At 45.0% G+C, this 24,599-nt stretch carries 22 protein-coding genes; 17 read left to right on the top strand and 5 right to left on the bottom strand.

The window, feature by feature from the left end; genetic code table 11:
• Window positions 1-26 precede the first annotated feature (26 nt).
• Both J8M00_RS27300 and J8M00_RS27295 read left to right on the top strand, forming a co-directional pair.
• A complete protein-coding gene (locus J8M00_RS27300; protein ID WP_211013519.1) occupies window positions 27-827 on the top strand; it encodes a sensor histidine kinase in 801 nt (266 codons plus the stop codon).
• Between the two features lie 5 nt (window positions 828-832).
• Window positions 833-2,230 (top strand): hypothetical protein, encoded by a 1,398-nt coding sequence (locus J8M00_RS27295; protein ID WP_211013518.1) that lies wholly within the window; start codon window positions 833-835, stop codon window positions 2,228-2,230.
• A 19-nt stretch (window positions 2,231-2,249) separates the two neighbouring features.
• Here J8M00_RS27295 and J8M00_RS27290 read toward each other — a convergent pair whose 3' ends face one another.
• Complete coding sequence (locus J8M00_RS27290; protein WP_211013517.1) at window positions 2,250-4,883, bottom strand: tetratricopeptide repeat protein; 2,634 nt, start codon at window positions 4,881-4,883, stop codon at window positions 2,250-2,252.
• A 242-nt stretch (window positions 4,884-5,125) separates the two neighbouring features.
• Complete coding sequence (locus tag J8M00_RS27285; protein ID WP_211013516.1) at window positions 5,126-5,578, bottom strand: hypothetical protein; 453 nt, start codon at window positions 5,576-5,578, stop codon at window positions 5,126-5,128.
• A gap of 147 nt (window positions 5,579-5,725) precedes the next feature.
• On the opposite strand from J8M00_RS27285, the gene J8M00_RS27280 reads away from it, so the two are divergent.
• The 11 genes from J8M00_RS27280 to J8M00_RS27230 are packed head-to-tail and all read left to right on the top strand — an operon-like array spanning window position 5,726 to window position 14,390.
• A complete protein-coding gene (locus tag J8M00_RS27280; protein WP_211013515.1) occupies window positions 5,726-6,880 on the top strand; it encodes a hypothetical protein in 1,155 nt (384 codons plus the stop codon).
• Entirely contained in the window at window positions 6,880-7,260 is a 381-nt protein-coding gene (locus tag J8M00_RS27275) for a hypothetical protein (RefSeq protein ID WP_211013514.1), read from the top strand. Before J8M00_RS27280 ends, J8M00_RS27275 begins: the two co-directional genes overlap by 1 nt.
• An 11-nt stretch (window positions 7,261-7,271) precedes the next feature.
• On the top strand, window positions 7,272-8,207 hold the full coding sequence (locus tag J8M00_RS27270) for a capsid protein (RefSeq protein ID WP_211013513.1): 936 nt from the start codon (window positions 7,272-7,274) through the stop codon (window positions 8,205-8,207).
• Window positions 8,208-8,265: 58 nt separating this feature from the next.
• Window positions 8,266-8,736: a phage protein Gp36 family protein gene (locus tag J8M00_RS27265; protein WP_211013512.1), complete on the top strand. Its 471-nt coding sequence runs from the start codon at window positions 8,266-8,268 to the stop codon at window positions 8,734-8,736.
• A 3-nt stretch (window positions 8,737-8,739) separates the two neighbouring features.
• The gene (locus J8M00_RS27260) at window positions 8,740-9,162 is read left to right on the top strand and encodes a phage virion morphogenesis protein (RefSeq protein ID WP_211013511.1); all 423 of its coding nucleotides are present in this window, start codon (window positions 8,740-8,742) and stop codon (window positions 9,160-9,162) included.
• A gap of 14 nt (window positions 9,163-9,176) precedes the next feature.
• Window positions 9,177-9,614 carry a phage tail terminator protein gene (locus tag J8M00_RS27255; protein WP_211013510.1) on the top strand — a complete coding sequence of 146 codons (438 nt, stop codon included), beginning with the start codon at window positions 9,177-9,179 and terminating at the stop codon, window positions 9,612-9,614.
• Complete coding sequence (locus J8M00_RS27250) at window positions 9,611-9,763, top strand: hypothetical protein (RefSeq protein ID WP_211013488.1); 153 nt, start codon at window positions 9,611-9,613, stop codon at window positions 9,761-9,763. Before J8M00_RS27255 ends, J8M00_RS27250 begins: the two co-directional genes overlap by 4 nt.
• On the top strand, window positions 9,760-10,656 hold the full coding sequence (locus J8M00_RS27245; RefSeq protein ID WP_211013509.1) for a hypothetical protein: 897 nt from the start codon (window positions 9,760-9,762) through the stop codon (window positions 10,654-10,656). Before J8M00_RS27250 ends, J8M00_RS27245 begins: the two co-directional genes overlap by 4 nt.
• A 5-nt stretch (window positions 10,657-10,661) precedes the next feature.
• Window positions 10,662-10,988, top strand: coding sequence for a hypothetical protein (locus J8M00_RS27240; RefSeq protein WP_211013508.1), 327 nt, complete (start codon window positions 10,662-10,664; stop codon window positions 10,986-10,988).
• Between the two features lie 5 nt (window positions 10,989-10,993).
• Window positions 10,994-11,350, top strand: coding sequence for a DUF1799 domain-containing protein (locus J8M00_RS27235; RefSeq protein WP_348772574.1), 357 nt, complete (start codon window positions 10,994-10,996; stop codon window positions 11,348-11,350).
• Window positions 11,310-14,390, top strand: a complete 3,081-nt coding sequence (locus tag J8M00_RS27230) for a tape measure protein (RefSeq protein WP_211013507.1) — start codon at window positions 11,310-11,312, stop codon at window positions 14,388-14,390. Before J8M00_RS27235 ends, J8M00_RS27230 begins: the two co-directional genes overlap by 41 nt.
• Before the next feature lie 17 nt (window positions 14,391-14,407).
• Here the strand turns inward: J8M00_RS27230 and J8M00_RS27225 are convergent, their stop codons facing one another.
• The 3 genes from J8M00_RS27225 to J8M00_RS27215 all read right to left on the bottom strand — a co-directional run bounded on the left by J8M00_RS27225 (window position 14,408) and on the right by J8M00_RS27215 (window position 16,040).
• Window positions 14,408-14,758: a hypothetical protein gene (locus J8M00_RS27225; RefSeq protein ID WP_211013506.1), complete on the bottom strand. Its 351-nt coding sequence runs from the start codon at window positions 14,756-14,758 to the stop codon at window positions 14,408-14,410.
• A gap of 180 nt (window positions 14,759-14,938) precedes the next feature.
• Complete coding sequence (locus J8M00_RS27220) at window positions 14,939-15,376, bottom strand: hypothetical protein (RefSeq protein ID WP_211013505.1); 438 nt, start codon at window positions 15,374-15,376, stop codon at window positions 14,939-14,941.
• Between the two features lie 172 nt (window positions 15,377-15,548).
• A complete protein-coding gene (locus J8M00_RS27215) occupies window positions 15,549-16,040 on the bottom strand; it encodes a hypothetical protein (protein ID WP_211013504.1) in 492 nt (163 codons plus the stop codon).
• Window positions 16,041-16,288: 248 nt separating this feature from the next.
• Here J8M00_RS27215 and J8M00_RS27210 point away from each other — a divergent pair, with 248 nt between their 5' ends.
• From J8M00_RS27210 to J8M00_RS27195, 4 genes are all read left to right on the top strand, one after another.
• Window positions 16,289-16,894: a hypothetical protein gene (locus J8M00_RS27210; RefSeq protein ID WP_211013503.1), complete on the top strand. Its 606-nt coding sequence runs from the start codon at window positions 16,289-16,291 to the stop codon at window positions 16,892-16,894.
• Entirely contained in the window at window positions 16,894-17,481 is a 588-nt protein-coding gene (locus J8M00_RS27205) for a hypothetical protein (protein WP_211013502.1), read from the top strand. Before J8M00_RS27210 ends, J8M00_RS27205 begins: the two co-directional genes overlap by 1 nt.
• Window positions 17,468-17,908 (top strand): DUF6950 family protein, encoded by a 441-nt coding sequence (locus J8M00_RS27200; RefSeq protein WP_247687607.1) that lies wholly within the window; start codon window positions 17,468-17,470, stop codon window positions 17,906-17,908. The genes J8M00_RS27205 and J8M00_RS27200 overlap by 14 nt, the downstream gene beginning before the upstream one ends.
• On the top strand, window positions 17,901-24,599 hold a 6,699-nt coding region (locus J8M00_RS27195; protein ID WP_247687606.1), incomplete at its 3' end, for a phage tail protein. The genes J8M00_RS27200 and J8M00_RS27195, both read left to right, overlap by 8 nt.

The raw sequence follows: 24,599 nt of genomic DNA, 5'->3' as shown, positions 1-24,599 counted from the left end.
GTCATTAATATCCAGGTCATTATTCGTTGGAGTTCAGACAGATTGTAGGCAATGTAGCTAGTGAACCCGCAAAATATGCGTTTGAGGTTCGCTCTCATTGGTATAACTCCCCTACTGCGTTGGGCATTTATTCATTCGTTGCATTACTATTGGTTGCTGCTGTGGCGTTCTTTGTTTACTTTTGGATCCAGTCATTCCGCAGAGTATTTAGACAAAACGAGCTTAAGCGTCAAAGCGGCAATTTAGGCCAAATAGCCATGCTTGTTGAACAAGGCAAAACGTTGGTCAGCTCTGGTGATGATACAATGTTTACTGAGGGGCTGGTTAAGTTCGACAAAGTTTCAGAGCTAATAACTCCTATAGTTAACAACGGCCCTTACCTTGGCGAGCAAAGATTGCTTGCTGGTTTAGATTTGCTGCAAGTGCAATCTAGCTTGCAGGCGAAAATTAAAGTTAACTTTGAAACTGTGATTGGCAACGTAAAGCTAGACCCGCAATTAGAGCGTGACATTTACGCTGTTGTTTATCATGGCCTTCATAACGCTGTGCACCACTCAGAAGGTTCTGAGGTTAACGTATTCGTGCATAAGCTTAGATCTAAAGTTCACGTGCACATTGAAGACGATGGCATGGGTATACCGCTACGTTCTCGCCTCCACTTCGGCGAAGGCCTATATAAAATGAGCGATGTCGCCAAGTCATACAAAACCAAGTTTAAGCTTAAGTCTTCGCGTAAAGGCACCAAGATTCAGATAGTCTTCCCGCTTATTGAAAGAGATAGAATGGGTAAGGAAGATATTGAGAGAGAGATTAGGGAAAGGATGTAGTAAATATGTATATTAAAAAAGTTTTAAATGGGGGTGGCGCTTGGGAGCATTTAAAGTCCGAGCGTTTCGAGGTTTTAGAACAGCTTCAAGCCGCATTAAAAGGAATAACGTTAAATGATATTTATAATAATTCACTAATTCGAAGCATGGGCTTAATAAAGGAAAAAGAATCAGAAAGAAATATAATCGCTAATGAGTTGCTTGGTTCCTTTTTAGAGACTAGCAAGTGGCAATATTATTTCATAGCAAGTGAGTCGTTGGAGGCGCTTCAAATTGATAACTTATTGCTCTTTACTCCAGAAGGATTTAACAGAAGGAGCTTTTTACCGAGAATATGCAGAAGGGAAATACATTTCGAGACGAGAGTTTATGGTTTAAGATTTAGCAGTCACATTCCCGTAATTATCGTTCTAGACAAAGAGTTTCTTATCAAGCAGCGTGAACACAGTTATAATTTTCAGTCTTTTTATCGATTTGACTATGCAGAAGTTGATCTTGAAGAAGTATTTGGACACTCAGCTCCCCCTTTCCCATTTCTGGTCTTGGAAGTTGGCGACGAGATTACCGAACAGCCTAAAATAATAAGTATCTCGTGCAGCAATGACTTGGGTGGTACATCAGTTTCGTATATAGAAGAAACATTTGAATTTCCGGATGCATATTATCAAGCAGGAGCATCTGTTTTATCGTATTTTGGGGATGTATTAAAGCAAACGGCGCCAGATATAGATACTAAAGTACTGCTCGAACAAAATGGTAATGAAATTGTAATAACGATAACTCTACCAGTCGAACATCGAAAATTAATAGATTCAATTTATTCTAATTTCAAAAAGATATTGGCCAGAGAAACTACAATAGATTCGCTCTTTAATGCCAATAGTGTAAATGCTCTCAGGTTAATTCAAAAGCTTGAGTTGGCCGAGCTAGAAGTTAAACAAACTAATCGTGCTTTCTTGATGCAAGACAAAACTATAGACAGGCAAGAAAAGGTTATCGATACATTAGTTAGACGGATTGAAAGTTTGGAAGAGTTATTTGCCTCATCAAATAAGGGACATAAGGAAATAATCAATAACTGTCAGAGCACAATTCATGCAATGGTAGAAAAAGAAGAGCGTCTATTGACGGCTCAAATTCACCAAAATGAAAAAACTCTGGACAGTTTAATTACGTCGTTAGAAAGCTCCAGCGATATCCAGCTTTTACTCATAGACCTTAAAGAAACGTTAGAAACAAATACCCTATCACCAAAAAAAGCAGAAGAAGTCGCTACTATAATTTGCAAACAATCTCCTTCAACTTCAAAATCATTAATTGATCTGATGGAAAACTCTATCTATGGGGCTAGTGGCAATTTGTTGTTCACAGCACTCCAAGAAGCAGCAAAGGCGATCGTTTGATCGCCTTTTCACTTATTTATTAACTCTGCTCTTGTTTCCAATGTGCCCATTGGCGTTCAACTATTAGCCTCATTTCATTGTCTAATTTTGTTTTATGTAATTCTATATCTTTCAAAGTAGCATTATACAAATTCTCACCACCTCTTATCGGTGCACGGAGGGCTTTGTTAAATGTGTTTTCGGCCTCGTCAAACTTGCCAAGCAAACATAGGGCGTATGCCTCGTTACCTATAGTATAGCCACACAATGTCGAGTTATCTAATCGACTAAGAGCTTCTTCGAAATGCCCTAAAGATTTGTTAAGAAAATCAGTTTGTTCTTTACTATCCTTAACACTGTCAACTTTTTTCGCTTCTAAGATATATATGTAACCAATGGAATTATGTGCTATAGCCAAGCTACTTTTTAGAGCATTATCTTCGGAGCTATTATAAAGCTCTATTATTTTAGTTAATGGTTCTATGGCGCAATCTGGTTTATCAGGGAACTTTGATTTTATTAGGTTGGATTTTTCCAACAGTAGGCCCGCAGTGATTGTTTGTGCTTCCGTTTCGGTAAATTCACGAAGTCTATTAACACCTTTATCATAATTGTCAATTGCTTCTTTGACTTTGTTAAGCTCAGTAAGAGAAAGACCTTTTTCTAAGAATAGAGTATAGAGGGTAATGTCGGAGCCGTCAGAAATATGACGTAAAGTACTCAGCCCAATATTACAAAGGTTTATAGCCTCTTCATAACGTTCTAATTCTCTCAAAGTGGAAGCTGCGATAAAGTATGCCTCAGACACTAAATTCTTCATATCAGTGTCTTTTGAATTTTTAAAATCATTTATTAATGTAATTAAGTTCTCTACCGCGTTGTCCCCTTGCTCCTGAGATATTAATATTTTACTTTTCACGATCATTAACTTGGCTAAGCGCCTCTGTATTTTTATTTCTTGAGACTCGTTGAAATAGTGAATAGCTTCATCGATTATTTGTAAAGATTCCTCATTACGCTCTAATTCAAACAATAATTTAGCTTTTAAATACAATGTATGGGACCTATAGTCATCAAAATCTTCATGATCATTGCCTGAAAAACAAGTTAACAACTCATTAAGTTCTGACATTGACTCCTCATACTTGTTAAGTTCGGCTAAAATAATAGCTTTATTAATCATGATTTTGGCTGAGTCAGTTGTAAATACTGAGCTATTTTGATTTAGATAACCATTGTAAGTTGTGAGGGCAGCCTCAAACCCTACGTGCTGTAACTCTAACTCTCCTTTCTTTAAGGTTGCTGTAGCGACTTTCGATTTAATCTCGTTCATATTGAAGTTGCCATACCTGTCGGCAATTCTTTGTAAAACATCTATGGACTCTTCAATATTCTTATTTTCACTCAACATTTCAACCTTTCTAAACATCGCAGTAATCACATAATCTGTAATTTTGTGATCGTCTTCTTTCTCATATAAATGAATTAATTCGTCAAGGCATTCTATGATGGCGGCGTCGTCCCAACCTTGCTCTTTGTACGTAGTCGCCTTGTTTAAAAGCGCGCGTGCTACGCACTCTTTTATTGATGTGCTATTATTATTACTGAAACGAGCAACCAACTCTTCATACACTTCTATTTCTTTATCAAAATCCCCTAGTTTACTGTAGTGAACACCTTTATTTAAGGATGCTTTTGACATAACTTCCTTAATTACCTGATCAGTGGTGTTTTCAAAGGATTTTATGATGCTGTCAAACGACTTTATAGCCTCTCTCTCTTTCCCTAATCGAGAAAATGAGACACCTTGATTGAAAAATACTCTCACTAATAATCTATCATTATCAATGAAATTGTCTTTTAAAATCATGTCAAGTATTAGACTGTATACTTTGTTTGCTTCGTTATGCTTATTTAATTTGGTAAATATAACTGCTTTACGAAGTAGCGCAAAAATAACCTCTTCTCTAATTTCTAGTGATTCAGAGTACTTAAATTTTTCGACCAAACCATCATACTCAGCTATCGCCAAATAAGGGTTATCATCTTTTTCGTAAGATTCGGCTTTGCTAAAAGTTGATTGCACAAGTAATTGGTCGTTTTGCAGTTTTAGCTCCGAATGCAGGTTTTCATGCTGTTGTCTAAGAGCTTGAAGTTCGTTGTTTCTAATATCTTCAAATTTTCTTTGTTCGTCAGCAACGAGTTGCTTACCTTCTGTATCGAAATATTCTTTAGCAGCATTTTTGGCTTCACTTATAGCTCTATTTCTGGCCGACAAACCAATAAGGATAGCAGAAATGGTAATTATTAAGCCGAAAATGGTAAGTACAGCTCCCCAAATATTGGTAGCTTGATAGATATCACCTACTCTACGATCATAATTACTAAGTTCTCTTGATTGGTTATCCTTAACTATTTCATATTTGCCTTGCATTTCTACTAGCTTTAATTTCAGCAGATTAACTTCCTTTTTAATATCAGAAAGGCCGCTTTCATCAACGGCAAGATGCTTTACCTGCATTTCTAATTCTATATTTTTTCTTTGTAGTAAAATAATTTGCTCATTAATCCAGTTGAGCTCTGTGTTCGGTTGACCTGAATTTTCTGATGTAGTGTTCGCGTTTGACGCTTGACTAAGAAAACAAAGGGAAAAGGCTATGAATAGACGGAACATTGCTTTCCTTTTATGAAGAGTTAATTATCCATAATGTAATATCGGTATCTAGTGAACTTTCATTTTGAATGCCACTAACGAGTTTTCAGCACATTAATTAAATTTAAACGCCTTTGCAACACTGTAGTTAGTTTAAAACGTTTCAGAGCTTTTTAAAGCGGTTTTAAACATGGTTTAAACTTATCTCAAGGCCATGTTTCCAATTTAAGAGGTAACTTCAATGGTAAAAGTTACCTAAACAATTACTTTAGGCCTTGAAGGAGTTCTTTCGATAGCGCGTCCAGTTCTTCAATTTCCCAAGTCTGTTTTTCGTTAAGACCAAAGTGTTCGCAGGTTGTATTGAGTTCCTTGATCACTTGTTGCTCCCTTTCGTTTAAGTTGTCCTTTTCCACATTCTCAATCGGGTAATGCTTTATATCCCAGTTTTGTTTGTGTGCTAGGGCTAACACTAAGTGCACATAACGATAGCGCAGGTTGCTAAGTGATTGGGGTTCACCATTTCGCTTTGTCTTTGGTCGCCTTGCTTTGCCATCCAAGATTTTGGCTACATTTCTGCGGTACTCATTTAATCGAGATTTTTTTGATGCTTTACCAATGTAATTAAATTCTGCTTGGCCTGTATTGATACAAATATGGTAAAGAAATGGCTGCTGAAGGTTTATTTTTTTGGGGTTAGTCCATTTATAGATTTTCATATCACGTATTGAATTCTTATTTGTGCTAAGCATAATAGTTACACAAGTTGGAAGCTTTAACCAACTAATATGTAAAACATTTTACGCCTAATTTTCTATTTCTCCCCCGCTATTCTGAGCTCATTGATTCAACGATGAGCACCCACAATGGAAAACACTGAGTTTGACTGGTATGAGATTTTTACCGCTGGCACCCACACCGACTCAAACGGTAATACACAGGAGTTTACTGCCGCAGATTTAGACTCTGTGGTTACAAACTTTATACCTAAGACTAGCCCTTTGGTGATTGGCCACCCTAAAACCGACGACCCTGCTTGGGGGTGGGTCAGCGACTTAAAAGTCGAAGACGGTAAGTTGTTTGCCAAGGCTGAAGATGTGGCCGCTGAGTTTGCAGAAGCCGTCGAAGCAAAGCGCTACCCAAACCGCAGCGTGCGTTTAGAAGGTGAACCAGGTAATTACTTTTTAGGTCACGTTGGCTACTTGGGTGGCAAGCCCCCTGCTGTTGCTGGCATGCCTTGGCAATTCAATGAAGAGTCAAAAGGCGCAGTCTTTGAGTTTGCTGCCAGTGAAGCCAGCGAGCGTATAGAAGATGTTGCTATGCAAACTGCGCGTTTAGTTACCGACTTTATGGGGAATTTGCGTGAGTGGGTTATTGAACAGCACGACGTAGAGACCGCAAACCGCCTCATCCCCAATTGGGAAGCCGACTGGCTTACCCGCAAAACCATCATCGCTGAACACGAACAAGACAAACAGCGCTATGGCGATCATGCCTTTAGCACCCCTTCCCATAACCCCGAGGAACTAGAAGTGAGTGACAAAACTAAAAACGACCCCACCGAAGCCGAGAAAGCATTGCAGGCGCAACTGGATGCGGCGAACGCAAAGAATGCCCAGCACGAATTCAACCAACGCAAGTTTGATGCGCAAACGTTTATTGATACCAAGGTCAACGGTGGCAATGCCCCGCGTATCACCAAAACGGACGGTTTGGCAGAATTCATGGCACACCTTGAAACAGACAGTGCCAACACATTTGAATTTGCTGCTAGCGATGGCAATCAAACCTCGTCGGCCAAGCCAGCCGAGTTCTTTAAAACTTTGCTGCTCTCATTGCCTGAGCAAGCCGGACTCACCAAAGACTTTAGCCGACAAGACGACAGCGACGAAACCGAAATTGATAACTCGGCTGATGCATTGGCTGCAAAGGCTTTGGAGTTCCAAAGTGCGCAAGCCAACAAGGGCATAACAATTAGCCTTAGTACAGCCATGGACCACGTGACGCAGGAGGCAAACTAATGGCCATACCAGGATTAATCAGAAACTTTGAGTCTGACGCCCCATTGCCTGCAAACCGTTTTGTTGCGGCTGATGTCGGCGATTTTATGGCAACCAATGCCACAGGGATTAACAGCCCTATTCTTGGGGTGACAGAGCAAGGCACAGATAAAAAGCTGCGTGTTGATGTGGTCATGACACAGCTTGCACCCATAGAACTAGGTGGCGACTTTGCCGGTGGTGAATACGCAGTGAGTGACAGTGAAGGCCGCGCAATACCCTTAGACCCAACCGCTCTGGCAGACGATACCGAAATCCACGTAGCTGGCAAGGTGCTCGAAAAAGGCGACGCAGGCACCATTGTCGACATTCATATCGCCCCATTTGTGATCATTAAATAAGGAGCATTACCATGAGTGATGGAATGCCATTTACCCCCGACGTACAGCAAACGGCGATAGCAATTGGCTACAGCAATCGTCAATTAATCGCAGATAGATTACTCCCCTATGCGTCAGTGAACAGACGTGAGTACAAATGGGGTGAGTACAATTTAGCTGATAAGTTCACAGTGCCAGATACCAAAATTGGCCGTAAGTCAGAACCAAACCAAGTTGAGTTTGGTTATGAAGAGCAAACAGGCTCTGTGACCGATTATGGCTTATCTGACGTTGTACCAAACGACGATATTACAAATGCGCCCGCTAATCACAGCCCCCTAAATGTCGCTACTGAAAACATTACGGACCTAGTATTACTTGGTCGTGAAGTGCGAGTAGCTCAAAAATTTTCAGATCCAACCAACTTCGGTATTCATAAAAAGCTGGGCACCGGGAGCTTAAAAAAACTGGATGACCCAAGCCTTGATATTTTGCGCTGGCTCCTAAGTTTGCTCGACGAGCCTTTAATGCGACCCAATAGCATGACCATGTCATTTAAAGTTGCTACGGCCCTTAGGACTAATAAAAAGCTGCTTAAAGGCTATAACGGGACAACTGGAGACGAAGGACTTGTACCTTGGGCTTATATAAAAGAATCGCTTGAGATAGAGCATATCAACATTGGCCAGGCGCGATTAAATATCGCCAAAAAAGGTAAAGCTCCTGTCTTTGAACGGGCTTGGGGCGACAACCTTGCATTTACTTACCATGACCCGCTCGCCAGCTTTGAAAACAAACGTATGACCTTTGGCCTAACGGCACGTTACAAGAACCGAGAGTCAGGTAACAAACCTGTGTCTGCGGGGCTACGTGGCGGCACCAAAGTCATTGTGGGTGAATCAGTCGAAGAGCAAATCATAGCCAAAGGGTGCGGTATGTTACTCACTGATGTACTGACCCCAGCATAACGATTTAGCCATTAACTCCCTATGGGGCTTCGGCCCCTTTATTGATAAGGAAAGACCTATGTTTGTTAATACACAACACACAGTAAATACCTTGGGCGTAAACCGATTGGTTGATTATGCAAATGGTCGCTTTTCGATTGGGTTTGATGCACAAGATATCACGGATAACGACATTAAAACCGCGCTGTTTGCCACACCTGAAACAGACATTCAAACCACCGTATTCAATTGGTTTGAAACTGCCTCGACCAATGTAAACAACACGATTTCGGGTTACGTGGCCAAATATGAGCTCACACAAGCCGAGGTGGATGCCTCACCACTTCTTGGCATTGCCGCAGACTTAATGCGCTACGAACTATGCAACAACGACGCCGACGAAGGCTTAATGACCAGACGTAAAAACGCGATGCAGGAGCTTAGCAAAATTGAGGCGGGCACCATTCAAATCAAAGCGCCCTCGCCTGTGGCCTCTGGGCCTATTCAAACCAAGCCTGTTTCTAGCAATTTTGATTGGGCTAGGTACTAAACCATGGCGGGCGTATTTATTGATATCTCGGGCGATGCATTAGAGAAGTTGCAGGTGCTAAACCACAAAAGCCAAGCCCCCGAAGATGTGCTGGATGACATTGGCGCATTTTTAGATATGGATGTCACAACCCGCTTTTTAAACGAACTTGCGCCAGATGGTACTCGCTGGGAACAATCAGATGCAGCAATTGAGCGTGGCGGTTTAACCCTTACTGACCAACGCAACTTGGCAGGCTCCGTAACCCATAACGTGGAAGGCGATGAATTAGTACATGGCTTAGGGGAAGAATACGCCGCCATTCATCACTTTGGAGGTAAAACGGGCCGTGGCCATGCAGTTACACTCCCTGCTCGCCCGATTATTGGTATTGAGCAATACCAAGCGGGCGTCATCGTTGAAACGCTCACTGGTTGGCTTGTTTAAATGGAGTTTAAAGCATGTTTAATTTCGATTTAAACCACATTGAAAAGGCATTAAACAAAGCTCAAATTGCAAAGGTGGGTTTTGCACCTGACTTTAACCAAGCACGCAGTAAACCAGTGCACACCTCTTTGCTGTACGTATTGCCGCTGGATGAAGACTACCAACCAACAAACAGCATCACGGGCCAAGACGAATACGCCGTTACAGAGCTGTTTGCTGTGATGATTGTTATCCCTTGTCATAGTGCAAATAGAAAAACCGACCAGCAAATTGAAATGCTACGGGAGCGCGTAAAAGACGCACTTGCTGGCCTCACAATTGCGCCTTATGAGCCCATCAAGCTACATCGAGGCCGCATGGTAGAGCTAAACCAACAAACCAAAAACCTCATTTATCAGTGCCAGTTCTCTGTCTCCGGGCACATAACCATCAATACCAAGGAGCCAACATGAAAGACGACAAACCAACCCCTAAAAAGCACAGCCCAACTGAGATTGCCCAGCAAGTACAAAAGGCACTTAAGCAAAACGGAGACCGTAGCAATGTTGCCGGTGCATTCGTACTTGAAGGTGACACCATTAAACCAGGAGCAAGCAAATGAGCTGGCGATTTAAAGACAGGCTAATTATGGCCGATTCCCTCGGGACTACCCTCACAGGCAATCATGCGATATATGCCAGTGAAGTCGAATTTAACATTGAAGCCGAAACCGAAAAAGACGAAATTGAGCGCGCTCATTCTGGCTCAAGCCTAGAGATTATCTACGGTGAGCATGTGACGCTGAATTTTAAAACGCCGCTGGCCATGAGTGGCAGCGCAGGCTCAGCCCCGGCGATTGCGCCATTGTTATTAGCATGCGGCATGGTGCAGGTATCTAGCGCGAATGCAGTCACCTTCACCAAAGGCGCTGCAACCAAAGCAACCTGCTTGATGCGCTTTGGCCAAAATACGCATGTACTCACTGAGATGTTAGGCACCTTCAGTATCAATCTTGAAAAAGGTCAGCCAATGATTAACTGGCAGTTTAAAGGCCTATTCAGTGCGCCGGTACAATCAAGCGGCCCGCCACCTGTTGATTGGTCACGTTGGAAAAAGCCAAGCACGTTAGGTGTGAGCAACAAAAGCGCGTTTAAATTAAATGGACTGAGCCGCACCTTACACAAGCTCACCGTTGATGTGGGTAACAATGTGGTGTTTGACCGGGCAATCAATCACGAAGAAATCATGATCACAGGCCATGAGTCTACCGCAAACTTCACAGTCGCCAGTGATTCATTATCTATCTTCAACCCGTTTGAGTTGGCTGGCAGCATTCAAACCTTTGAGTTTAACCATGGCCAAAGCGCTGGCAACAAAGTGACATTGTTGGGCCGCTTCCAAATGCCCACGCCTAAGTATGCCAGCTTAGAGAGTGAGCTCACAGGCTACGAACTGGATGGCAAACTCGTCCCCAGTGATGCAGGCTATGACGAATTAACCTTAGTATTTGAGTGATCCATATGAAATTAAAAAAGTTAGAGCAATTAAAAGACGCCACCATTCATGCACCACTCCATTTTGAATATGGCGGCGTGGAGTTTAAGTTCACGGCACACATCAAGTTGGTACCAGATACCGACATTGAAAAGCTCACAGATCCACACAGCACCACAGATAAAGCCATTGTTGGGCAACTGCTTGTAGGCTGGGATGACTTTGTTGATGACGGCAACAGCATCCCCTTTTCAAAAGACGTGCTGGACGAAATGCTTGGCTTTGGCGGTATTACTGGGCGTTTATCAACCGAGTGTATCAATGCCCAATATCGAGTGCAGGAAAAAAACTAATCGACGTGGCCAAGTGGTTTGTGGGTGACTTGGCCACACAATCCAAAGCACTTGATGAAGATTTAGCCCATTTTGGTGCGCCGGTTGAACCCGTAAAAACCAAAGCAGATTTATACGTACTCCCACAAAACTGGATGGCGGTTAAGGCGCTTTCAGCTGCCAATACCCAGTGGCAATACTGCAAAGATGGCATAGAACTCGCCCTTGATTATGCCAGGGCTGAAATCGCTTGGCGCTATTCAGATATTGCCCTGACCCCCACTGATTTTGACAAGCTCCAATTCTTAGAGCGCACTGTAATAGGATTACTAAGGCGACCCGATGAAAAACCAACTGAACCTAGCGCTTCGCTTAAAGTATGACGGCAAAGCGGTTACCGCTGGCACCAACAAAAACATTCAGGATTTAAACCGCCTACCCGGCGCTATTCAAAGTCAGGTAGGCGCTAATCAGCGTTTAAATGAAAGCCAGTCCAAAGTCGCTAAGAGTCAAACGGCGGTCAGTAAAGCAGTCACAACCGGCACGAATCAAAACCTGCAAGATTTAAACAGATTACCGGGGGCAATTCAAAATCAGGTCAAGGCCAATCAACGCTTAGGTGCAAGCCAAGCGAAAGTGATGCAGCAACAAACCGCCATGGGCAGACAACTTGGTCTATTGCAATCAGGGTATGAGTTATTGGGTGTGACCCTCGCAGGCGTTGCATCCATTGGCACGGCAGCCATGTTTATTCGCGATACAGGCGCGGCGCAGCAATTAGATACTCGGCTGCAAGGGTTGACCGATTCTACCCGTGAATACCAACAAGTACAAAGCTATCTGTTTGAAACCGCAGACAGACTCAATACACAATACACCACCCTTGCTGATTCCTATTCTAAAATCCTTAACCTGCAACAAGTAGGTATTGTCACCCAAACACAAGGCAAAGCAATCTTAGAAGGCATGGCCAATGCCGCCGCTAAAACAGGCGCAAACAATGTGCAGCTCGAGCAATCTCTGTTTGGTATGACCCAAGGCATGACTGCAGGTGTGCTAAGAGCGGAAGAACTCAACCAGGTCACTGAGCCGTTACCAGGGCTTTTACAAAAGCTAGATAAAGCGGCTGGCGTTGCAGCAGGTGGTTTTAGGCAAATGGTCAACGATGGTCGTATTACCAGCCAGATGTTTAAACGCTATTTAATAAAGGCTTTAAACGAGTATGCGGGTGCGGCCGAAGCCACCGAAGGCAAAATAAATGCCTCGTTTGCAGAGATGAGCAACGAGTATCAGCGCCTTATTCGTGAGTATGAAAAGCCAGTAAATTTTGCTGTGACAGGTGTTGCAGATGCAGTCACCTCAGGCATGCGTGAATTGCGCGAAAACAAAGAACTCGTTGAAGGGTTAACGACCTCGGCAGCGGCTTTGGCTATTGTTTACGGGGGCAAACTGGCAGGCGGTGCAGCTAAAGCAACAGCCGCAATTACAGCCACAACAATAGCAAAACACAAAGCGCTACAAGCTGACTTACAATTAGCGGCATCTAATCAACGTTTAGCTGTAGAAGAAAACAGACGGGCAATACAAGAGCAAGCTGCAGCTCAGCGCCAACTCGCGATGGCCAGAAATACAGCGCTTAGAACAAAAGCCATTCATCAACTGGCCCTTGCCAACCAAAGGGCGACACTTACACAAACCAACCTAAACGCAGCAACGGCCACTTATTCAGTTGTGTCTAAACGCGCGGCGTTATCCAGTCGAGTGCTTGGCGGTGCAATGCGCATGCTCGGTGGCCCAGTTGGGTTAGCTGTTACGGCAGGTTTGGCCATCGCCTACTTTGCGACCCAAGGCGACAAAGCCAGTACCAGTTCAAAAAGGCTGGAAACACACTTGTATGATTTAGGTGATGCGTTCGATTCCGTCAACAACGTTAGCGCCAAGGCGCAAATAGCCTCTGCTTCAAAGCAAACCATCAACTACACAAACAACATCCAAAATGCGTATAAACGTATTAAGCAACTGCGCCAACAAATGAATAATGCAGGCAGTGACCGCGCTAAATTCACCTACCAAAACCAAATTGCAGGTATTGAGCGTTATATCAACGAGCAAACCAAGCTACGTAGTGAGTCCATGAAAACCGCCGCACAGGCAGCAAACCTACAGCAAAACCTCAAAGCATTAGATTGGAAGCAAATAGCAGAAAACACCAAACAAGCGACAAACGCCCTTCCCCAAAACATTCAGCAACTGCAGCTGTCACTTTTAGGTGAAGAAGCTAGGCTAAAAGCCAGCTATGAAAAACGCAAAGCCATGGTGAAACAAGCACGTGAAAATGATCTAGGCAATAAGGCCAAGTACGATGCGATATTGCAGCAGCTAGATGCTAAGCTTCAGGCGGACCAACAAGCTTTAAGTGAAAAGCATGAAGCAGAAAAAACACGTATTCAAAACCAAGCAGAAGAAAAGCGTAAAAACGATTTGCGTGCTGAGCTCGAAGACCGTATTGCACAAATCAAAGGCTATGCGAACCGTGAAGCGCTCGCAAGCTACAACAACCAACTGGCAGTAGAGGAAGCTAAACAACAAGCACGTATCGACTCCAAACGCAGAAGCATGCTGGGTCTTGCTGCAAATGATGAAGTCGGCGAAATCAAATACAACGCTGATAATCAAATCCGAAACCTAGAGCGGCAGCAAGAACTAAACGCTGCAAGAGGTTTTCATAGCCAGCGTGAAGCCGATGAATACGCGCACCAAGAGCGTTTAATGCAAGCCCGCACTCGCAATACCGGTGCGATGCAACAACATCTTATGCAGTTTGCAAACTGGGAGACTAAAAACGCCCGGGAGAAAACCTCTGCCGTTGTTGGTCTTGGCGCTGCAGGTTTTAAGGCCATGGCAAGTCAAAGTAAAACGGCGTTTAAGCTCTATAAAACCTTTGCGATAACCCAAGCCTTAATCAAAACCTATGAATCGGCAACCGGGTCATTTGCAGCACTGGCCCCTATCCCAATCGTCGGCCCAGCACTTGGTGCCGCTGCAGCGGCGGCCGCCGTCGCTATGGGCATGCAACAAGTGCGTATGATTAAATCTCAGCAACCTGCTGGTATCGCACACGGTGGTTTAGATTACGTACCAAATGAAAGCACCTATGTACTACAACGCGGAGAGCGTGTTCTATCGCCTAAGCAAAACGTTGAAATCAGCCACATGGCCAGACACTACAATGCAGGCAATCGCCAAGCCGCTGGCCAAAATGTGGTGTTTAATATTACGAATCAGATCACAGTCGAAGGCGCTTTAAATGCCGAGCAAAGTAATGTGATTGGTACAAACATTGCTCGGCAGATTGAAGCTGTTGTGGTTGAGAGTATCAGCTCTCGTGGGGCTGTGTTTAGGGCGATTAAGGGGGTGGCTTAATGTAATTTATTTTCCCTTTATTCCTTACGAAACATCGCTTTGATGTTTCGTAAATGTTCTTTGCCAACAGCCTTCTCACTTTCAGGTATCATCCTTGCTTCAGGAGCTTTATAAAATGTCGCTGCTTTTCTTTTTCGCGCTCTTGCGGCACGTTCAGCAAAAAAATGCTTTGGAATTGCTTCATTAATGCACTCGAGAAGTTCGCTTTCCCTAACCGAGTATTTCCTAGCTACATTTCTAATTGAATCTGATTTACGTCCACTTTTTTCGACAATTACGTATATAGCAACTTTGGCTGCTTGCATGAGGTTAACGTCATCAATAAAGGGGAGATTCTTTTGGTATTCTCGAGAAATCTTATTATCCATTTTTAGCTCCTTGCTAAATTTAAGCCGCACTCCAGTACATTAATGCTTCGTTAGTCTTGCGTATGAGCTTCACCATGCAATAATTGCTATTCTTGAGCATATATAAACCTTAGAAATTATAAATGGGTTTAAAAACTGAATAACACGAATATAGGGTTATCTATTAGACAGCTTTCTAGTTTATTCTGCGTTTTGTGGTGATGAATCCTGCAACTTTGTTGCCTTATGTTTTGAAGCCCAATCTTCTACATCATTCCCAACCCAGCGCAAAGCCAAAACACCAATCGCATCATCACTTTGGTCAATCTTTTTTAACATACTGCTACCGGCCCACAGAGCAACTAGAACTCCATTGTCTCGGTAAGGGTCAAAAGTTTGAGTTGAAACCATTCTGATCGGCGCATTGTCATACTTTAAAGATGCTCCTTTCACTAGCTTTTTCAGGCTTTCATCTTTAAGTACCTTTGATAATATTGTGCCAGAAGCGTGTTTTAAGGTAGGAACAATGAGAATTATCTCTGATTTATATTCCTTTGCTAGAACGGATGCTCCATACAGTGCTATATGTAGTGCTTTAACATCGGGGCCTTCCGCAGGTATGTAAAACCTTTTAGTCATATTCAACCTATTTAAAGTTAATTGGAATAATGGTGAGAGGTGGCTCTAAATATATTGCCTAAACATAGTTCAATGTAAACATAAATTATAAATCAACTTCCAAGTAGGATGATTTATAATTTGTTAGGCCAGTATACGAGCTTAAACCAATCACGAGAGAGCTGAGCATTAGTTAGTCGTCATTTGCCAGTGATTGTTTAAGTATGTCTTTCAAAACTTCGACTTCAGACAATAGCTTCTCTTTATACTCGTCAGCTAATTTTTTATATTTTGCTCGCGGATCTGGTCGTTGATAGGTTGTAATAACTGCATCACCAAACTGTCGCTTGGGAGGTAAAGAAGAAACATGGAACTTTGACCACTGTTCGAGTAGAGAGCAACATTCAAAATATTGAGACTTCAACTGTGGTTCTGATATTAATTCCATTTTCGCGTTCATGCGGCTAAATTCATGCTGAAGTGAAAACTTCTCTTCACTCATAACTTGATGCATAGCTGTTTCTAGCAAAGCGTATACATTTGTAAAGTGTTCAATTTTTTCGGCACGCCTAATCGCTTTTTCAGTTCTGCTTTCATCACGCTTTTTTAATGTCCACGCGTAGTATGCAGTTAACATCGCAAATAGCCCAGACAAAACAGCGGTAATTACAGGTAAGTATTCCAACCAAATTCTCCTATGAAAATCTAATAGCCTTTTATCATGAATCGATACTATGTAAGAGCCAAATTAGCCTAAATAACAAAGCGCTTATATGTGTATGTTGCATATCAACCATGCTCTCATTAAAAAATTAATATGTAAACATGAGTTTATGAATGGTTTTTGGTCATGTGTAAAACATTTTCCACCTAAATCCCCGCGCCTAATTTTTTAAACTCGCTCACACAGTAAAGCAAAGAGCGATAAAAAATATGGAGCACCTTCCCCTACCTAAGCCCCCAAAAAGCTGTGTATTTCGGCTGGTTCCCAATAGTCATTTGCATGTCAGTAAAGCCAATAATTCCTCCGAGGTCTATGACCTTGAAGGTGCCTATTGGGAGTTTGAAATTGAGCTTACCAATGTTTTAGAGGCCGATGCCTTGGCGCTGGATGCGTTCTTGGCCAAGTGTCGCGGCTCAGTTGGCAAGTTCTTGTGTTTTGACTATCGGTTTTTACAAGATGACTTGGATAGTTTTGCCCGCGTTACTGAGTCATATCAAGACGGTAATGTGCTGAAAGTTGCTGGTTTGCCTGTGAATGGCGTGTATGCCAAAGCCGGTAATCGCATTCAGATTGGTACAGGTGAAAATGCCGAGCTTAAAGTGCTGACTTCGAACGTGGTGGTGGATAGCCACGGTGCGTGTGAACTTGAGTTTGAATCTCCGATGCGCCAAATCCCTGCGAGCAATACCCCGGTGTATTTTAAACGCCCTGCTGGCGTGTTTAGGTTACTTGATAACAAGCAAGGGTTGGCAGACGCCCAGGTGAAAAATGGCTTTGTGACTTCTTGGAAAATCAAAGGTCGGGAGGCGTTTTAATGGAAGCAATAAATTCAGCTTTGGTGGCCGAGCTTGCCCATTGTCGCCCCCGCTACTTTGTGCGCTTGGCATTTAAAAGTGGTGATTTGTTATTGCATACCGGGGTTGGTGAGCGTCGCTTTTTAGGTCGCACCTGGTTTGGTCTTGGCATGCTTGGGCGCATTGGTGAAATCCCCGCCAATGATAAAAACGATGCGGCGCGTATTCGCTTAACCTTGCACACTCAAAGTGAAACCGTGCTTGCAGAAGTGGCTGAAAACGACCCCATTGGTGTGGGTGTTGAAATCTATTTGGCCACCGTCGATAAACATTACCGTGTGAACCAATCTCAGTTATTAGAAAGCGGCTATATCGTGGCGTGTGATGTGGAGCGCGGCCAAGTCAGTAAAGTGAGTTTGTCGGTGGCGGGTGAGTCTGAGCGCTGGAAGCAGTCGCGTTTGCACCAGCGTTGGAATCATGCAACCCAATCTGCGTTATACCCCGAAGATATGTTTTTTAATGAGCATGCCGAGGCCACTGGGACTGTATTACCAGATACCCAGCCAGGCGCGCCAGTAGGTGGGAGGGATGGCCATGCACTGCCCTAGTTACCGCCCTATTTTATTACAGCGCTACCTAGACTCATGCGAAGACACCCCGTTTGCATGGGGCAAGTTTGATTGCTGCTTGTTTGTGGCTGATTGGTTGTTGGTTCGAAATGGCGTCGATGTGGCGGCGAAATTTCGTGGGCGTTACAGCACCGCCATTGGCGCAAAGCGGCGTTTAACTCGATTGGGGTTTTGCGACATTCAAAGTGTGTTTAAACACCATTTAAAGCCTGTTGAAATCAACTATGCGCAGCGCGGTGATATTGCCTTGGTTGAATATGAAGGCGAATTGATAGGCGGCATTGTGGGCTTAGGTTATGTGTATTGCGTCACAAACATTGGTTTAAGTGCACTAGAAATGAGCGCGGTCAGTTTTTGCTTTTCTCAGGTGTTGCCTTCGTCTACGGATGAGGTGCGCCATGGGTAAAATTGTTGACATAGCGAATGAGTTAGCTGATCCGATTTTTGGGTTAGGCGAAAAAATCTGGGATGAAACCGTGGGTGCACTGTGGGATAGCCTATCCCCGGATGTGCCTGAGGAAGACTATGCGACGTTAGCAAAAGGTCTTCAAAAAGGCATTGACCAGCCTCGTCGTATCACCTTTGGCCGAGACCGCATTGGCGGTGTGATTGCACACCAAGCGACGATTGAGCGCGATGAAAAGCACTGGGTGCAGTTAATTGTGTTAATTAACGGTGCACCCATCGATGCGTTAGAAGACGTGTATATTGCCAACAAGCCGCTAAGTGACTACCCAGCCGAGAGCTGGGATTATTCACTGTCTGATGGCAACCACACATCCGCCAATAGTAAAGCCGTGTCTAAAATGGCAGGCTGGACCAATAAACATATCGGCTGTGGGCAGGCCCATGTGTTTATTGAGCTTGAAAACAATCGCGAAATCTTCCCCGATGGCATTTCTGATTGTGAGTTTCTAATACGTGGCGCACGTATTTGGGACCCCCGTGATAGCAGCCAAAACCCGGATGATGCGACAACTTGGACCTGGTCACAAAACGCCGTACTCTGCGCCCTACACTACATTCGTTTTTATGGGGCACACGAAGTGCCCTACCACCGCATTCCCTTAAACTGGTGGATAGCGGCAGCCAATGTCTGTGATGAAAATGCCGTCTATCAAGACAGCGATGGCGTTGATAGGTATGAGCCGCGCTACACCTGTAATGGTACCTTTCGGTTTACCAGCAAGCCCATTGAGATTTTAAATCAGTTGGAGCGCTGCTTTGCAGGTAAGATTTTTCGTCAAATGGGTCAATGGTTTGTTCGTGTCGGTGCCTGGTATGGCAACCCCACCTATACGATTAATCAATCGGATGTCATGGGCAATGTCAAAATCAAATGGCATGCGGACCTACGTGATAGAGCCAACATTGTCCGTGCCACCTTTACTGACCCAAACCAACATTATGAGCGCACTGACGCGCCCCCTGTGCGGGCAGAAGGCTACATTGAAAAAGACAATCAACCGTTAGAAGCGTCCATTTCCCTGCCTTTTGTTCGAAGTGCTACCACCGCACAGCGCTTGGCCACCATTCACCTTGAGCTAACGCGCCTCGGCTCCATCGAACTTCCCCTCAAACACAAAGCACTTGGTGCCGCTGTCGGGCGTACGGTGTATGTGGACTTACCCAGTGAGCGCATCAATAAAAAGGTCTATCGCGTTGTTGCGCGGCGTTTCAGGCTTGATGGGGGGATTACACTGACGTGTGTGGAAGACAGCCCGCTTTTATGGGCGGATGATTTAGTGCCCGGTGTGTCGGATATCACGCCAAATAGCGATTACGTAATAGGTAAACCTTCCCCAATTGAGCAAGCGCGTGTGGAAGTGGATGGAGATGGTAATGGCATTGTTAAATGGACCCACCCTACACCGCTTGCAGTGCATGAGTTTGATGTGGAATTTTACATTGATAATGACACACGAGTGTATAAGGAGTCAGTAACCTATACGCAAGTTGTTATTCCCAAACTCGCGCTTGGCACCTATACAGCTAAGGTGTTTGCCAGGAACATATTCGGTCAGCGCTCAAAGTCGGTGGCCATTCAATTTACTGTGTCAGCCCCAACTAATCCCCGGTTATCCTTTGTCGCAGACTATAACCAAATCACGCTCACCGCCACCTTGCCAGCAATCGGGATCGGCACCCAGTTCGAGTGGCAGTTCTTGGGCTCCAATGATGCACCACAGCAAAGCGACACCGCTTTTGCGCAAGTCTACAATCGCATTGGTTTGCAGCCAATGACCGAGTATCACTTTCAATGTCGTGCCGTAAACCACCTCGGTAACAGTGACTGGGTGCAGATAGCTGTATCAACAACCAATGTTGACTTGACCGAGTTTATTCATGACATGCCACTGGCGAAGTTAAGCCAAGAGGCCCAAGACCTCATCAACGACTTAAATACCCAAGTTGATAGATTGCGGCCTGAAACCGAGAACAACCTGCCCTCACTTGTTGCCAAAAACATCGAACAAATACACGGGTTGGAAGATGTCACCAAGGTTTTAGATAGCTCGATTGTCGATGGTATCCCTGCCCAAATTGCGCTGAATAAAATCAAACTCGATGAAACCGCGTTGGCTGTGACCGACATGCAAAAAAGCGTATTTGATGTCACCGCTGGATACACCAACTTTCGTCATGAATACGAGCGGCGCACGCTCAATAATGAACGACTCATTGATGCCGCCGTATTTGTGGATGCGGAGTCTGGCACCATTGTAAATCGGGCGTTTTCTTATACCGACACCCAGTTTAGCGAAGCGGTTTCTTTGGTCGATGGTGCTCACGCCCGCATCAGTTTTGAGTCCCGTCGCATAAAACAGACTGAAGAAAAGCTCGTTGATGCCACAGCACAAATCGAGCTGCAGGCAGGTCAAATTACACAGCGTGCAACCCATAGCGAAGTTGATGCCCATATCGCGGGGGCCATCGCCGCTTTGACGCCTGCCTACAGCTGGCAGTTTAACAGCGGCGCAGAGGGTTTTGCTGGTTTTGAAAGTTATCATGCACTGGGTTATTTGGTGTGTAAAAGCACATTAAATAGCCCTGCGATATCTCTGGATGCAGTCGACAATCCCATGTTTAGGCTGCGTGTGCGCAAACATGAAAACAGCACCTGGCTTGGCCATATCCAATTCAATGGCGGCGCACTGTTTCTGCCCGAGCCTACAAGTCACGATTGGGAAGTTATTCAAATTGATGCAACCGGCACGGCAGGCTATACCGGTATCATCACTTGGCTACAGTTCTCGCTGGGCCATTGCGACCTTGATTTTATCGAAATCGGCAAACGCGGGGCCAATGATTTAGCGCTTAAAGACATTACCAGTCGCACCACCACCATCGAGCAGGAGTTGGATGCTGGCACGGGGCGCATGGGTCAATATGCAACAACCGCGTGGGTATCCAATTTAGGATATCAAACACAAAGCAATGTCCAAACACTCATAGATTCGTTTAACACGCAGTACAGTATCAGTGCGGTTCTCCAAGCACTGGACGACAATGATGTCATTATCAAAGCCAATGCCGCCCAGACCTGGATTGATGGTGCAAACGCGACTATTCGACACCAAGTCATTGGCTATCTCAATGAAGAGGACGGCGTAAACCAAAAACTCACTGCTGCAGAGCAAAACATAGATGCGCTGGCGGGAGAAGTTCAGCAATCGGTCACGCAAATTCAAGGCATTCAGCTCGATTTAGCTGACAAAGATTTAAACCAGGTACTAGATGCGTACAACCAGCTTTTACGTGATAATGCCTTGGCTGAGCACTCTATTACCCTCGCCCATGCAGAAGATAAACTCACAGCGGTGACGGATGACGTCAGTGCCCTATCCTCACAATCCACCCAGCTCATTGCACTGCACAACCAAAGTGCTGCCAGTATCGACATCCTTGGAAGAGCTTTTGCTAATGAACGCCAAGCCAGCGGCGAGCGCACCGAAACACTGCGCGCTGAAATCTTAAAAGAAGGTGAAAAGTCCATTGCTGAAGCCAAGGACTTTACCCGTGCCATCACCGGGTATTGTGTTGATAGCGATGGTAATCGAGTTGATACCGAAGATGCCACCGCCTGTGAATTAGCTGGCCATACGTGGGTAGATGGCCCAGTGGTTGAGCGCTCAATGAGCCTCACCTCTTTACTTGTCGATAGCCGAGGCTATCAAACATCCAGTCAAGTGAACCAAGCGATTAGCACCTTTGATGCAGTTTATGGTGTCACTGCCGCACTCCAATCATTTTATGACAATGGCACGTTAGAAAAAGCCAACGCCGCCGAACGTTTTATTGCCGGTGCTGCTGGTTATATCAAAGACCAAATTACCGTATTTAATGCCCAAGAAGACGGTGTGGATGAAAAATTCGCAAACGTATCGAGCACACTCGATGCCATGCAAGGCGAAATAAACCAAAGCGTTGTGCAAGTTCAAGGCTTGCAGCTGGGCGCTGATGCAAAGAGTCTCGATGAAGTCATTACCGCCTATAACGCGTTGCTTCAAAACAACGAGCTGCAGCAATTAGATATTAAACTTGCCCTTGCCCAAGACCAGTTAAAAGCCACAACCAATGAACTCGAAAGCATTGCAAGCTACACGCTAGAACTGGGCGCAATACATCAGCAAAACAGCGCCATCATCACGTCCGTCGCTAAGGCTTTTGCCAACGAGCGACAAGCCAGTGTCACACGAGATGAACGCTTTGCCGCTTTCACTCAATCAACACAAGCGGCGTTTAGTGATGTGATCGAAGCTTTTGCTGAGCTTGATAGCGCAAACCTGGTCCGCGACCAAACATTCACCGCATTTGCTGCTAACACAGAGACTGCATTTGCGGACACCACCCAGCTCATCTCCAACCTTGATTCCGCTATGGCCACGCAACGCCAAGACTTGGTAGCCAAAATTGAACAAGACGACACGTCCACTTTAGCCAGCGCGATTTCCTATACACGCGCTGCTGTTGGCTACTGCATCGACGCCCAAGGCAATCTCACGAGTGAGACCGATGCCACCGTGTGTGTTGCTGCAGGCCATAGTTGGGTGGATGGCCCACTTGCAGAGTTTATCCGCAAGCTGCAAATTGAAAATGTTAATGGTGACAAAGCGAGTATTTCTGATATTCGCCAGGCATTTGAAACACAGGACGGCAGGCTTATCGCTCGGGGCGGGTTTTTGATCAACAACCAAGGCCGTGCAACCGGCGTAGTTGGTTTAAACGATGGTCAAATCGGTAACTTAGATTTAGTCGGTGATGTTATCCGTCAAGGTGTGCAAGTTGGCGACACATTCATCCCAACGTCGTTTATTGATAACCGCGATCCTTCAAATCCTGTTCACGTGTTTCGTGGGCGATTAGAGCTGGGTGATTTTGTGGTTGCGTCCGAAAGCGATATTCGCGGCCTTGATGGACAAGACGGTCAGAATGGACTGCCCGGCCCGCCCGGTCGAACCTATTACACTTGGATCAAATACGCAGATGACGCACAAGGAAATGGTTTAAGCGACAACCCGGATGGCAAAGCGTACATAGGCGTCGCTTACAATAAACTGTCGCACCTTGAATCAAATAACCCAAACGACTATGCATGGTCAAAAATAAAGGGCGAGCCAGGCAATCAAGGTATCCCCGGCGATAAGGGAGAAGACGGGCAAATCTTCTATACATGGGTGGTATACAGCGATAACGCCGATGGCACAAACCTATATCAAACCCCAAGAGATTCGACTCAATACATTGGGATCGCAAACAACAAAACAACGGCGACGGAATCAACAAACCCGGCTGATTATCACTGGTCGAAAATCAAAGGCGCTGATGGCACCGATGGCATTCCCGGTGATAAGGGCGAGGATGGCCAAACGCTATACACTTGGGTGGCGTATAGCGACAGCGCCAACGGCACGAACATGTATCAAGTGCCAACCAGCAATACCCAATATATGGGCATTGCAGTAAATAAACTGACATCGACTGAATCAACCAATCCCAGTGATTATACCTGGGTCAAGTTTAAAGGCGCTGATGGCAGTCCTGGCGAAAAAGGTGATAAGGGAGACAAAGGCGATAAAGGTGAAACCGGTGCCACAGGCAATACAGGTGCGCGTGGTGCGGGTCGATTCGTGTCCTCAACCAGCACAGGGAGTTGGTCAGACGCACTGGCCCATGCGGCCTGCGGCGGGCGCGCCGTAGTGCATGATGTGGTAACACTCTACAAGCAAAGCGACCCATCAATTCAGCATACGAAACATTGGACCGGCTCTGCGTGGCATGATTTTGCGCTGCATATTCATGGCGATCAACTGGTGGATGGCACTGTCATTGCGCATCACCTTGCTTCAGCCACAGGCACATTTAGCGGCCGGATAAAAGTGCTGGTCACTGATTACCCCACTGACTTGCTGAATATCGCAACACACCGAGAAGGTCGTGCCGCTGGTATTTACAATACAAACACCAAAGAGGTCGCCAATGCGCTTACGCTCAGCTCTAGTGGCGGTACGGGCTTAAACGTACACGGTGGTAAAAATGCCATCAAAGCCACGGGGACTGGCAATGTAATTGAAGTGCGGGCAAGCAATACCTCATCAACCGCGATTTGGACGCCTCTAAAAGTGTATGCAGCGAATGGATACAAGCCGTTTACGGGCGTGCATGAAGGCCTGCTAAATAAAAACACAGTCATTGAAGTTGGCGACATTGTGTGTGATGTGGGCTTGATAAACATCGCTGATGTATCTAACGCACTGTGCGAAATGGGCATCTCTCATCGAGCAGAGCAAAGAAATGTACGAGGCGTGTTCACGCACCGTAGCCCTCTCAATTCAAAACCCATTGGATTAGCCGGATTCCGTGGCGCTCAACAATATTGGCATTACCAAGGTACGCACGACTTAATCGAATTCAATGCCCTTGGTGAAGGTGTACTCAATGTATGCGGCCAAGGTGGCGATATCGAAGCCGGTGACTACCTGTGTTCAAGCGATATACCAGGAAAGGCGATGCGCCAAGCAGACCAAGATTTTGAGCGCCCTTTTACTATCGCACAGGCGCGCCATAGCGTGACATTCACATCATCAACTCAAATC

The organism is Pseudoalteromonas luteoviolacea, assembly GCF_018100925.1.
Lineage (GTDB): Bacteria > Pseudomonadota > Gammaproteobacteria > Enterobacterales > Alteromonadaceae > Pseudoalteromonas > Pseudoalteromonas obscura.
The sequence above is the reverse complement of the archived record's forward strand: the minus strand, read 5'-3'. Positions and strand labels throughout refer to the sequence as shown.

Coding starts and splice junctions, on each gene's coding strand:
- J8M00_RS27200 (WP_247687607.1), top strand. CDS start 17,468: ATGCACTGCCCTAGTTACCGCCCTATTTTATTACAGCGCTACCTAGAC.
- J8M00_RS27250 (WP_211013488.1), top strand. CDS start 9,611: ATGAAAGACGACAAACCAACCCCTAAAAAGCACAGCCCAACTGAGATT.
- J8M00_RS27295 (WP_211013518.1), top strand. CDS start 833: ATGTATATTAAAAAAGTTTTAAATGGGGGTGGCGCTTGGGAGCATTTA.
- J8M00_RS27210 (WP_211013503.1), top strand. CDS start 16,289: ATGGAGCACCTTCCCCTACCTAAGCCCCCAAAAAGCTGTGTATTTCGG.
- J8M00_RS27225 (WP_211013506.1), bottom strand. CDS start 14,758: ATGGATAATAAGATTTCTCGAGAATACCAAAAGAATCTCCCCTTTATT.
- J8M00_RS27260 (WP_211013511.1), top strand. CDS start 8,740: ATGGCGGGCGTATTTATTGATATCTCGGGCGATGCATTAGAGAAGTTG.
- J8M00_RS27240 (WP_211013508.1), top strand. CDS start 10,662: ATGAAATTAAAAAAGTTAGAGCAATTAAAAGACGCCACCATTCATGCA.
- J8M00_RS27280 (WP_211013515.1), top strand. CDS start 5,726: ATGGAAAACACTGAGTTTGACTGGTATGAGATTTTTACCGCTGGCACC.
- J8M00_RS27245 (WP_211013509.1), top strand. CDS start 9,760: ATGAGCTGGCGATTTAAAGACAGGCTAATTATGGCCGATTCCCTCGGG.
- J8M00_RS27255 (WP_211013510.1), top strand. CDS start 9,177: ATGTTTAATTTCGATTTAAACCACATTGAAAAGGCATTAAACAAAGCT.
- J8M00_RS27290 (WP_211013517.1), bottom strand. CDS start 4,883: ATGTTCCGTCTATTCATAGCCTTTTCCCTTTGTTTTCTTAGTCAAGCG.
- J8M00_RS27285 (WP_211013516.1), bottom strand. CDS start 5,578: ATGAAAATCTATAAATGGACTAACCCCAAAAAAATAAACCTTCAGCAG.
- J8M00_RS27220 (WP_211013505.1), bottom strand. CDS start 15,376: ATGACTAAAAGGTTTTACATACCTGCGGAAGGCCCCGATGTTAAAGCA.
- J8M00_RS27230 (WP_211013507.1), top strand. CDS start 11,310: ATGAAAAACCAACTGAACCTAGCGCTTCGCTTAAAGTATGACGGCAAA.
- J8M00_RS27270 (WP_211013513.1), top strand. CDS start 7,272: ATGAGTGATGGAATGCCATTTACCCCCGACGTACAGCAAACGGCGATA.
- J8M00_RS27265 (WP_211013512.1), top strand. CDS start 8,266: ATGTTTGTTAATACACAACACACAGTAAATACCTTGGGCGTAAACCGA.
- J8M00_RS27275 (WP_211013514.1), top strand. CDS start 6,880: ATGGCCATACCAGGATTAATCAGAAACTTTGAGTCTGACGCCCCATTG.
- J8M00_RS27205 (WP_211013502.1), top strand. CDS start 16,894: ATGGAAGCAATAAATTCAGCTTTGGTGGCCGAGCTTGCCCATTGTCGC.